This window comes from Aquimarina litoralis, assembly GCF_039523995.1.
GTDB classification, from domain to species: Bacteria; Bacteroidota; Bacteroidia; order Flavobacteriales; family Flavobacteriaceae; genus Aquimarina; species Aquimarina litoralis.
This window is the reverse complement of the sequence record NZ_BAAAGE010000001.1, coordinates 292,923-306,711: the sequence shown is the minus strand read 5'-3', so window position 1 is coordinate 306,711 and position 13,789 is coordinate 292,923. Positions and strand designations below refer to the sequence as shown.

The window sequence follows — 13,789 nt, the reverse complement described above, 5'->3', positions numbered from 1 at the left end:
GCTTTGTTATACAATAAAAAACTACCTGAAATTTATTTCAGGCAGTTTTGGTTATGAATTGCTAATTGTAATTGATATAAAGCCCCTTAATTCTCTATACAATAATTAGCAATTTTTTTGATTATCAAATCAAGCAAAAGATAATCGTAGTATGATGTAAAACATCAATCCGTAAAATACTAGTAAGGTCATGGTCAACCTATCTGTTATAATCTTTTTTATGTTCATATGTATATCGTTTAAATCAGTTTTTATCTACTGAGATTTTTAATTTCTGGTTTCCCATGTTTATTGCGTAGGTACTACATCTCTTTTTCATAAGTAATAGGCACAGGTAATTGTATACTATATTACCTTTTCATAACTCGTTTTACCGTATTTCCTTTGTTTGTGAAAATATGCACTAAGTAGACTCCTGATCCGTAGGATGACATTTCAATACTATTGTTATTAGTTTCTAGGATTTTTTGCCCTGTAATCGTGTAGATAATTACTTTTTCAACTTCTCTAGAAATGAACAATGTATCTGAGGTTGGATTTGGATATACTTCTAAATTTTCAATTTCATTCTCTTCAACATTAAGAAGTGCAGATACATTTACTGTTCTAATTACTTCAGCAGCAGTATTTCCTGCTGCATCCATTACATTGTAAGTAATCGTATAGGTTCCTTCCACAGAGGTGTCTACTGGATTCACAGTAACAATATCTGCTGTAATATCACCATCCAAAGAGTCAAAAGCTGTTGCACCTGCATCTATATAAATTTCTCCTTGTGCTACTTCTATTGGATTATCTCCGATCAAAGTAATTATTGGTAAGGTGGTGTCTACAACAGTTACTTCTCTACTGACTTCTGTGGCAGAATTTCCAGCAGAATTCGTTACGTTATAGGTAATGGTATACACTCCAGGAACACTGGTGTCCACTGGATTTATGATAACAATCGCTGCCGTAATATCTCCATCTACAGAGTCGGATGCTGTAGCTCCTGTATCCGTGTAAGTAGTTCCTGCTTCAACAGTTACTGTTGCATCACCTGACAGTGTTATTACTGGTACAGACGTATTTACTACGGTTACTTCTCTGGTTACCTGTACTGCATCATTACCTGCAGCGTCATTTACATTATAGGTAATTGTATACATTCCTAATACAGAAGTGTTTACTGGGTTCGTGGTAACAATAGCTGCTGTAATATCTCCATCTAAAGAGTCAGATGCTGTTGCTCCCGCATCAGAATACGTTGTTCCTATCTCTACGGTTACTGTTGCTGCTCCTAATAGAGTAATAACTGGTATGGTTGAATCAGAAACAGTTATTTCTCTAGTTACTTCTACAGCATTATTTCCCGCAGTATCACTTACATTATAAGTAATTGTATACACTCCTGGAATAGCAGTGTTCACTGGATTAACGGTAGCAATGTCTGCAGTAATATCACCATCAAATGAATCAAAAGCAGTAGCTCCCGCATCAGAATATGTAGTTCCTGCTTCTACAGTTACAGCTACATCTCCTGTTAAACTAATCATTGGGATTGTTGTATCAGATATGGTTACTTCTCTGGTTACTTGTATTGCATTATTTCCAGCTGCATCGCTTACGTTATAGGTTACTGTATACACTCCTGGAATAGTAGTGTTCACTGGATTTACAGTAACAATATCTGCTGTAATATCACCATCCAAAGAGTCAAAAGCCGTTGCACCAGCATCGGAGTACGTAGTTCCTGCTTCTACAGTTATAGTTGCACCTCCTGTTAAACTAATCATTGGGATTGTTGTATCAGATACGGTTACTTCTCTGGTTACTTGTATTGCATTATTTCCAGCGGCATCATTTACGTTATACGTAATTGTATACACTCCTGGAATATTAGTGTTTACTGGATTAACGCCAACAATTTTTGCGGTAATATCACCATCCAAAGAATCAAAAGCAGTAGCTCCTGCATCAGAATACGTAGTTCCTGCTTCTACGGTCATAGCTGCATCTCCAGTTAACATAATGATTGGGATCGTTGTATCAGATACAGTTACTTCTCTAGTAACTTCTACGGCATCATTTCCAGCAGCATCACTTACATTATAGGTAACAGTATACACTCCTGGAATAGCAGTATTCACTGGATTTATAGTTACAATGTCTGCGGTGATATCGCCATCAAAAGAATCAGAAGCAGTAGCTCCCGAATCGGAATACGTAGTTCCCGCTTCTACGGTCATAGCTGTATCTCCAGTTATTGTAATGACCGGGATCGTTGTATCAGATACCGTTACTTCTCTGGTAACTTCTACAGCATTATTTCCAGCTGTATCGCTTACATTATAAGTTATCGTGTATACTCCTGGCACGGCAGTATTCACTGGATTTACAGTTACAATGTCTGCGGTGATATCGCCATCAAAAGAATCAAAAGCAGTAGCCCCTGCATCAGAATACGTAGTTCCTGCTTCTACGGTCATAGCTGCATCTCCTGTTAAACTAATCACTGGGATCGTTGTATCAGATACGGTTACTTCTCTAGTAACTTCTACAGCATCATTTCCAGCTGCATCACTTACATTATAGGTTACTGTATATATTCCCGGTACAGATGTATCTACGGGGTTTACTATAACAATATCTGCAGTGATGTCTCCATCCAAAGAGTCGCTTGCTGTAGCTTCAGCATCAGCATAGGTGCTTCCTGCTTCAACAGTTACCGCCGCATCTCCTGTTAAACTAATTACAGGAACAGTAGTATCTGCTACAGTAACTTCTCTAGTTACTTCCACTGCATCGTTTCCAGCGGTATCACTTACATTGTAGGTAACAGTATATACTCCAGGAATAGAAGTGTCTACTGGGTTTACCGAAACAATATCAGCTGTAATATTCCCATTTCTATCATCTAATGCAGTAGCTCCTGCATCAGAATAGGTAGTTGCAGCCTCTACTGTAACAGCAGCGTCTCCATTTAAAGAAATTATTGGCGCGGTAGTATCAGGAGTAGCTTCAGAAGAATCGAAGGTATCATTGGTAACTTGTACACCTGGGTTGTTTGTGCAATCAGGCAAGCCAAAAGTAGCAGGGCCACAAGCGGTAAAGAACTGATCTAAAAATACAGCACCAGTTTCGAAAGCAACTGTTGGTTCTTCATTGATATCTTCATACTTAATTTTTATGCTGAATAGATGTTTTGGGGTACTGGTAATATTGTTCGCAGTAATGGTACCACTGCTTAGTCCTTGTTGAAAAGAAGCGGACACTCTAGAGTTGGTATTGTCATTAGCGATAAAAGATGAATAAGCAGGAAAACCACTATAGGTTTCTGCTAAGATAGAGCCATCAGGCTGTAAGTATTCAAAATTTCCACTGTTATCTATGTTTTCACCAAAAGCAGCGATATTGTAGGTGAAATAAATTTGTCCTGACCCTAGCTTGAAATCAGTAGAAGATTCAATATAAACATCAGCTTCATAAAAATCATCTGTTCCATCATTGGTGTTTCTGGCATTCTGAAACGTAAATGTTATGTCCTGCGCACCAACCATAGCGGTAAGAAGGAAACATATAATCAAAAAGGTAATTTTTTTCATCATTTTATAGGTTTAATATGTTCTAGCTATTTTGAAAATTGCTTAAAATTTGGGCAAACAGATCCCTATTAGCTGCGCTATGGGGAAAGGGTAAAGCGGAGTACTGCAGCTAATAAAAGGATACTATGTTGCCTGCGTTATCTCTTTGTTATTCTTTGATTAACTTGTAACTTTTCTGAGAGTTTTGAGTGTCTATTTTTACAAAGTATACACCAGTTTGTAATTGTGAAATATTAATGGTGTTCTGTAGTGGATGGCTAGGTAGCATTTGTACCAATTTGCCATTGATATCTGTAATATGAATATCAGTTTCGATATTACCCAATCCTTGTATTAAGAAATATTGTTGAGCTGGATTGGGATACAAACTAGCTGCTGTAATATCTTGCTCTTCTACACTTAAGGTTTGCAAGGAAGCACCGCTAGAATCATACGTGTCATTGATCAATTGTACACCAGGTAGGTTCGCACAATCAGGAAATCCTGCCTTGGTACCTGTTTTAAGCATACTTCCGCATGCAGTAAAGAACTGATCCTGAAATACTGATCCTTCTTCAAAAGCAATCATTGGATCTTTGGTAACATCTATATACTTTAATTTTACATGTAATAGAGGTTGAGCAGTATTGGTAACATTTTCTTTGGTAATGGATTCAGCACTAACTCCTTGTTGAAATGTAAACGATATACGATTATCTGTGTTATCGTTTTGAACAAAACCTCTATATGCAGGAAGTACATAATTTTCACCTAAGATGTAACCCGATTCAGATGTATATGCTATTCGATTGTTTTTAGAAATATTAGTTCCAAAAGCTTCAGGATTGTAGGTTAGATAAATTTGTCCAGATCCTAATTTGAAAGCTTCAGTACTTTCGATCATGATATCGGCTTCATAATAATATTCACCATTATCAATGGTGTTTTGAGCATTTGCAAAAGTAAAGTGAATATCTTGAGCACTAGTGACCAAGATGGCGAAAACAGATAGTATCATTGTAATCTGTTTTGTATATGTGTTATTCGTTAATTTCATAGATTTATCTATTAAGGGGTTTATAAAGTATGTATATATTTTTTTATTCATATAAACTTCAATGCAATAGTACATATGATGGTTTTACAAACCAATAAAACAAGGGGTGCATATTGGGGTGCAAGGTTGTATTTCCTTGTTTTACAGGTGATTTTGTTAACATGTGTACTGTATAAGTTATACATTTAGTATATAGTTAAAACTGTTCACCTTTTCCTACATTAGGATTCATCAGGTTGTTGACGTCAATATTTTGGATTTGACCGTTCATATCTATATCAGCATTGTGGTATCCAGAACCTCCCAATAATTGAATTACCGAATTGATATCAGAATTCTGGATCTGGCCATTTTCATCAAAATCTCCGGAAATCATCGCAACAATCCCGTTATTCATATCAACAACAGCATTTGCTCCTCCGGCAATATTAGTGCTTGAAGTGAAATCTACAGTCGCTGTAGTACTTGATAAACTGATAGCGGATGAGGACATAATATTTAAATGATTTCTATGTTTCACCACTATATAGTAATTACCAGGACTAACACTAAAAGCAAGTGGAGTACTTCGATCATCCGTAGTTGCTACAATATCTCCATCACGTTGTAGAATTCCTGATTGCTGCGCCACAATGATACTTGGGTCGTTAGCATCTCTTAATTCTACCCAAATCCAATCGACCATAGCATCTGATCCTGCATCATCTAATTTTATCGCGTCTGAAATAGTAGCATTATCACTGTAAGGGCTTGTTGTTGGAAGCATTGTACCAACACGCAAATCATCACGCATCAGGCTTTCTTCTCCAGAATTAGGATTGGTAAATGCTCCTTCAAGAAAAACAGTAATATCAATATATAGATCACAAGAAACTTCGTTAAAACTAGTATGATCATCAGTATTTGTCCAATTAGTAATACTGTAGGCTACATTGTCCACGGTAATACAAGTTAGTTCTGCATTATTAGAAGTATTAAATTGTGTAAAGTTGGTATTATTTCCATTCTGCACATTTAGACTTTTCAGGCTGTTATCCTGACATGAAAGTTCTACTAATTGCGTATTTGATCTAAGATCTAACTTAGTGATGTTGTTATTATCACAATATAAAAATTCAAGCTGCGTATTTGTGCTAAGATCTAGCTGTGTCAATTGATTTTGAAATACATCAATATAATCCAGCGCTGTATTATTCGTAAAGTCTAATGCGGTAATTAAGTTTCCATATAGTACTACACTTTCTAAACCTGTATTGTTAGCGGTATCTAAACTTGTTAGTTGATTCGAATTGGCAGATACACTAAACAATGCTATATTTTGAGTGATATCTAACTCGGTTAATCCACATGAGTTTGCCTTCAAGGAAGATAAGTTTGGACTATTAGACATATCTAAGCTTCCGATAGTATTTCCAGAAACATCTAAATTTACTAAGCTGATAAAATCTTCAATTCCTGTTAAATCAGCAATATTTTCGTCACTAACATCTAGTGTGGCTATTTCTTCGATCAATGCTGTAGGCACTCGTCCATCTCCCGTAGTATTATCATACCCTAAAGCTTCCAATGCAGCTTCAAAATTGGCATCTGGAATAGACGTATAGCGACAATAATTAGCATTAAAACTCGTATGAAAATCTATATAGAACCAATTATTATTACTGTAGTTTACGTTGTCTACCAACACACACTTTAAAGATGAATTATTACTGATATCAAAATCAGTAAATGACATTTTAGTATTATTACCGTTTCTAATATCTAAAAAGTCAAAGCCAGTGTTGTTTTTCATAAAAAACCGTTCTAACTCCGTAAGATGGGATACATCGATACCTGTAATACCATTATTACTAAGATTTAATTTTTCGAGCAATACATTATTTGTTAAATCTATACTTGTTATTCCTCGATTATAAGTACACTCTAACTCGGTTAACAATTTATTTTGAGTAAGATCTAGAGATGTCAATTGCATTCCAGTTACTCTTAAATACTCTAACAACGTTAAATTAGATACATCAATACTCCCTGTTTGATTATTCCCCACATTCAAAGAGGTTAAGCCAACAAAGTCTTCAATTCCTGTAAAATCCGTAATCGATTTATTACTTGCATCTAAAGTAGTTACAACTTCAATCAATGAGGTAGGTACTTGCCCATCACCAGAGATATCATCATAACCTAAAGCTTCTAATCGAGCTTCAAAATTTGCATCTGGAATGGTAGTGTAACGACAGTAGTTATCTGTGAAATTAGCGGCATCATCGACTCCAAGCCAATTAGTGGTGCTATACGTTGCATCATCAACAGAAATACATGTTAAATTACTATTTCCAGTAGCTATAAAATTAGTTACGTTGCTATTATTTCCGTTTCTAATATCTAAAGAAGTTAAACTATTATCATTGACTGTAATCGAAATCAATCCTGTTTGATTTGTAAAGTCTAATTCAGTAATTACATTATTTTGACACCAGATGGAGGTTAATAAGATGTTATTTGAAACATCTAAAGCTGTTAAATTGTTATCTCCACAACGTAGATCTAGTAATGCTGTATTTAAATCAATATCTAAATTGTCTAGGTTATTATTATTACATTCTAAATACGTTAATGCAGTATTATTTGAAACATCTAAAGTTGATAAATCATTAAATGAACATACTAAGGTATCTAAGTTTGGACTGTTACTAATGTTTAGTGTAGTAAGCGGCGTAAACTTTGTAATAACCGATATAAGTTCTGTATTATTGGAAAGATCTAAAGTTGTAAATGTATTACTGGCACAGTTCAATGTTTTTAGTGCAGTAAAATCTTCAATACCTGTTAAGTTGGCAATGGATTTCCCTACAATGGTTAAATCTTCCACCACTTCGATCAAAGCCGTTGGTACTTGACCATCATTAGCTGTATCATCATACCCTAACGCAAATAACTCAGCTTCAAAATTTGCGTCTGGAATGGCTGTGTAATTACAATAATTCGTATCCGTAAAATTAGTAGTATCGTCAATATTCGTCCAGTTGGTAGTACTGTAACTAGAATCATCAACTAAAACACAGTTCAGATCAGGGTTGTTTTCGATTTCAAAAGTTGTAACATTAGTGTTGTTACCATTTCTAACATTTAAATTACTTAAGCCTGTATCGTGTGCCCATAACTGTTTAAATGCCGTATTATTACTTAAATCTAGACTTGTAATTTCTGTATTATTAACACGCAATGTTTCCAGTTTCGTATTATTACTTAAATCTAATACAGTAACATCTGTTTCATCTACACGTAGTGCTCTTAATTCAATATTATTAGAAAGATCTATTGAGGCTAGAGATGTTCTATACGCTGAAAGTATTCTAAGTTCTGTATGAATACTTAGATCCAAGGTCGACACACCCGAGCTATAGGTATACAATTCTCTTAATTCAAGATTATTACTCAAATCTAAGGTGGTTAATCCACCATTTCCTTGTACCCAAAGATCTCTAAGGTCTGGATTATTAGATAGATCTAGAGAAGTGATTGCATTAGAACCAATATTTAAATTTCTTAAAAGAACATTTTTAGAGACGTCGATTGAAGACAGACTATTACTATTAATATATAAATGCTCTAGTAAGGTGTTTTGACTCACATCTAAAGTAGTAAAGTTATTTCCTCTAGCATTTAAAGTTACCAGAGCAGCGAAGTCTTCTATTCCAGTAGCATCATTAATCCCTAGGTCATTTAAAGTTAAGCTTGTTACTACCTCTATCAAAGCTGTAGGCACCTGCCCATCACCAGAAATATCGTCATACCCTAAGGCTTCTAATCTAGCCTCAAAAATTGAATCGGGAATTGATGTGTAATCGCAATACGTATCACTAAAGCTTGTTGTAGCATCTATAAGCGTCCAGTTTGTAGTACTCCAAGTAGTATCGTCAACCAATACACAGCTTAAATTAGGATTATTGGTTACATTAAATAGATAGGAAGCAACATTGGTATTATTGCCATTCTGCATATTTAGGTAACTTAAGTTTGCATCTTTGGCATTCATCGTAGTTAACGCCACTTGATTTCGTAAGTCTAAGCTTTGTATACCTGTATCGTTTATTCGAAGTTCTTTAAGGCTTGTATTATTTGTTAGATCCAATACGGTAATATTAGTAGTAAACAGGCGTAACAATTCTAGTGCTGTATTCGTGGATAGATCTAAAGATGATATTGGAGAGTCATTAGCTTCCAGATTTCTTAACAGCGTATTGTTTGTAGTATTTAATGCCGTAATATTCGTTTCAGAACAATCAATTTCTTCCAATAGGATATTATTACTAATATCAAAATTGGGTAGGTTCGTATTTCTTTGGATATACAACTGCTTCAATCCAGTATTATTGGATAGATCAATAGTGCTTAAATTATTAGAAAACAGGTACAAGCTTTCTAGTAAGGTATTATTGGATAGATCTACTGTTGATATATTATTCTGAGCCGCATTGAAATATGTTAGTTGTATATTTTGAGTAATGTCAATTGTAGTCAGGTTATTTCCATTACAGTTTAGGTAGGTCAAAGCGACAAAATCCTCAATACCTGTTAAATCATTAATATTCTTACCATCTACATCCAGGCTTGATAATACCTCAATTAAGGGTGTAGGAACTTGCCCGTCACCCGAAATATCATCATAGCCTAAAGCTTCTAACTCAGCTTCAAAATTCGTATCTGTAATTGCCGTGTAACGACAAAAGGTATTCGTAAAAGTTGCAGTACCATCGATATTCGTCCAGTTTGCAGCACTCCAAGTTGCATTGTCAACGATAATACACGATAATGAAGGATTTCCTGTGGCTACAAAATCTGTATTTGGGATATTAGTGTTATTCCCATTTTTAAGGTTTAAATAGATAAGGTCATTATTTTCACATTCTAAACGGACTAAAGCTGGATTTTTGGATACATCAAGGTGTGTAAAACTATTATCTGCAATTCTTAACTGGGTTAACGCTGATAAATTAGAAACATCTATCGTATTAAAATTTACGCGTTCAATAACGATAACTTCTAATAATAGATTTTGCGAAACATCTAAACCAGTCAAGGCTGTATCTTGAAAATATAAGAACTTAAGATTAGGATTATTACTAATATCTATACTCGTCAAATTCGAGTTACCTCTTAGGTTGATGGTTTCCAACAATGGATTATTTGATACATCTACTGTGGTAAATAAATTGTCTCTAAGATTTATAAATGTCAGATCAGAATTTTGACTTACATCAATTGTTGTCAATTGGTTGTAACGCCCTTCGATAGAGGTCAAATTCGAAATTGTTCCTAAATTTAAATTGGCAATACTATTATTATCAAAGTTCAACGTTTGAAGGTTTGTATTGTTACTCAAATCTAAACTGGTTAATACATTGGTGTCCAGATTTAGATTTATAAGTGCGGCGAAGTCTTCAATTCCGGTTAGATCCCCAATACTTTGATTAATAAGGTCCAATGTAGTTACTGGTGCTACTAATGCCGTTGGTACTTGTCCATCATTGGCAATATCATCATAGCCTAATGCATATAACGCTGCTTCAAAATTGGCATCTGGAATCGCGGTGTAGTTACAATAGGTATCGCTAAAACTCATTGTACCGTCAATATTCGTCCAGTTAGTGGTACTATAAGCTGCATCATCTACCACTACACAGTTTAGATTAGGTGTATTATCAGCGTGAAACTGCGCGAAGTTTGTATTATTTCCATTCTGGACATTTAGAAAATTAATGGGTGAATTATCCACATAAACGTGTATTAGACTGCTTTGATTAGATAAATCCAGCTTGTTTATATTGGATTGATTTACTCTAATAATTCTTAAGTTCAGATTATTACTTACATCTAAATCTGTAATTCCTGTATTATCTAATCGTAATTGATCTAACTGTGTTAGGTTTGAAACGTCTAATGAAGTAAGCGAACTATTATTGTATAACTGCACATTTTGTAAAAGTGGATTGTTACTAAAATCATAACTCACAACATCCGTATTGTATGCTTTTAGTGTTGCTAAATCTGGATTATTACTGGTATCCAACGAAGTAATATCATTATATAAAATATCTAATCGCTTCAGTAATTTGTTATTGGAAATGTCAATTGAGGTTAAGTCATTCGCTCCAATAATTAAAGTTTCTAATACAGTGTTTTGAGATAGATCAATACTATTAATATTGTTTGCGTTAGCTGTTAATTCAATTAATGCTGTATTGTTAGAAATATTCAAGGTTGTAAGATTATTAGATTGGCATTCAAAAACCTGCAATGCTTTAAAATCTTCTATCCCTGTTACATCTGAAATGCTTTTATTGCTAACATCTAATGTTGTTACCGCTTCTATTAAAGTAGTAGGTACTTGACCATCACTAGAAATATCATCATATCCTAAAGCTTCTAATGCAGCTTCAAAATTTGCATCTGGAATTCGCGTATACAAACAATACCCTGAATCTCTAAAGGTTGTTGCTATATCCACATCTGTCCAATTATTTGCACTATAAGTCGCATCATCAACCTTAACACAAGGTACTGGTGTTCCTACAGTTTCAAAAGCAGCAATATTTGTATTAGCGCCATTTTGAAGGTTTAAACCTGTAAGCGTGGTAATATTTTCTGCATATAAAAATCTTAAGCCAATATTTTTTGACAAGTCTAACTCAACCAAACTAGTACCATCAATTTCTAACCCGGTTAAATTAATATTCGTACTTAAATCTAATGTTGTAATATCGGAATTCTCTAAGTCTAAAGAAGTTAAATTTGTATTGGTACTTGTGTTGAGTGAAGTAAGACTACAATCTGTACACATAAATTGAGTTAACGCAGTATTATTAGAGATGTCTAATGAGGTTCCTGAATATTGTATTCTAAAATCTTCAAGTGCCGTATTATTACCAACATCAATGGAAGAAAAATTATTATTTCCACTTCTAATCCAAAGTACTTTTAAAGCCGTATTATTAGTTAGATTAATAGCTGTTAAATCATTACCATTGGCTTTTAACTCTTCTAATGCTATAAAGTCTTCTATTCCTGTTAAGTCTGCTATTCCTACATTACTAATATTTAATATGGTAAGTGATTCAATTAATACAGTTGGCACTTGTCCGTCGCCAGAAATATCATCATATCCTTGAGATTCTAATTCGGCTTCAAAAGCAGTATCTGGAATCGCTGTATATGCGGCTTGATTTATGGTTATGGTTCCTAAATCTAAAACGCACGAACCAGCATTATATCTTGCTTTTAGCCCATATGAACCTATTCGAAGATTAGTTATTTCGCCTGTTAAGGCATCATCATTAAATATATATGGAAAGGTTGTTCCTCCATCGATACTAAACTGAATTTCAGTTCGTGTAGCTTCATCACTAAAGTTGAGGGTTATTGTTGCATTATTTTGACCGATTAAAGCTTCAGTAACCTCTGTAACTGAAGCGGTGGGAGTTATGGTACTGGCTAAAGGTACAAAATGAATTGCTCCAGAATTTGAAGGCGAATCGTCTTCATTTTGTCCTATAAGTAAATATGGATGTGAAACTGCTACTGCTCTGTTTGAAAACTCATCCCATCCACCACCGGATGTTAACTTAGTAAGTTGTGACCAGGTATTGGTCCCATCATCTTTAAATATATAAACCGCATCACCATTGATATTTCCGTCTCCCCATGTACCCACATATAAAAACCCATTCTCTATAACTACATCTGTTCCAAAACGCTGATCTGTAAAACTATCTTTATCTATATTTTGAATCATGACCCTGTTGGAGTCTAAATAATCGCCATTACCATCTGCTTTATACACATATACTCTTCCTTGGTCAGCTTCAGCGGTAGTACTTATTTCATAGTTAAAAGCTCCAATAGCTAAATAATCTCCATCTACACTTATGGAAGCTCCAAAAGCTTCTGAAGTTTCAGTTCCTCTTAAACGGTGAGTGCGTGACCAAGATCCATCATTGGCTTGATCCCATATTTGAACAGATCCTGCTGATGCATTACCTACAGAAGAATAATCATATAGACCACCTACATAAGCGCGACCATTTTTAACCAAAACATCATGTCCAAATCGCGCTCCAGAATAACCAGATTGTACTTGGGGTTCTAGTTTGGTTTCTGTGTAAGTAAACGTATTGGTGCCATCATTTTCGTATACATAAGCACATCCTCCTGTACATCCATCTCTGGCGCCAACTAAAACTAAATCTCCTTCTATAGAAACAGATACTCCATAACGATCTCCCGAACTTCCATCACTAGGTTCAAAAATAGCTACCTCAGTCCAAGTATCAACACCGTTATATTCAAACAAATAGGCTGCTCCTGTATCAATTCCTGAAGTATTGGTTTGAGCGCTAGCCCCAACAATTACATAATTTCCTTCTATGGCTACAGAAGATCCAAAATTATCGCCTGCAAAACCATCACTAGCTGTTAGGGTTGTTTGTTGTGTCCAGTTACCAGCTCCATCATTTGTAAAAATGTAAACTTTACCTGCTTCAACACCATTTGTACGTGATACCGTAACTGCTATATTACCATCGATAGCAACACGTTCTCCAAATCGATAGTTTGAAGTAGCATCACTAGCCTTAATTTTTGTCCCTCCAACTTCTGTTGTGGTAAATGTTCCTGTAAATTTAGTTTCGTCTAATGAACAATCTGTTTGTGCATTCGTACATATTGTAGTAAGAAAAAGTAATAGTAGGAGTAATTTTAACTTCATACCATATAGATTTTGGGGTTAATATTTTTTTACTAATCGGTTTATTTGTTTTCGTGACAACTACATACACCTTTAACAGTGTTGCTAATTTTCAGATAGTAGCGTACCATCATCTATTGCTTTTGATGAAAGAAGTATGTCGTTAGTTTCAGTTTTTTTTGTTTATCCCGTATTAAAAAACAAATAAGGCTAGCGCTCTTATTGCTGTTGCCAAAATTATGAGAGAAACCTTACTTACTCCAAAAAATGATAGGGTGCAAATCGGGGTGCAGTTTTTTAAGAAACTGAATATCAAATATTTAAATTTTATTTTCTACAACACCAAGGAAGCAAATTATAGCTCAAATTTTAGTCGAAAATAGGTGATTTTTATTGAGTTGGCACTTTTATTTTGTCAAGTATTCG

At 34.7% G+C, this 13,789-nt stretch carries 3 protein-coding genes; all 3 read right to left on the bottom strand.

The features are described 5' to 3' along the window. Window positions 1-350: 350 nt before the first annotated feature. On the bottom strand, window positions 351-3,584 hold the full coding sequence (locus ABD077_RS01095; protein WP_343909646.1) for a beta strand repeat-containing protein: 3,234 nt from the start codon (window positions 3,582-3,584) through the stop codon (window positions 351-353). Between the two features lie 148 nt (window positions 3,585-3,732). Then, window positions 3,733-4,581, bottom strand: a complete 849-nt coding sequence (locus ABD077_RS01090) for a T9SS type A sorting domain-containing protein (protein WP_343909644.1) — start codon at window positions 4,579-4,581, stop codon at window positions 3,733-3,735. 235 nt (window positions 4,582-4,816) lie between these two features. Beyond that, complete coding sequence (locus ABD077_RS01085; RefSeq protein ID WP_343909642.1) at window positions 4,817-13,384, bottom strand: hypothetical protein; 8,568 nt, start codon at window positions 13,382-13,384, stop codon at window positions 4,817-4,819. Window positions 13,385-13,789: the final 405 nt, after the last annotated feature.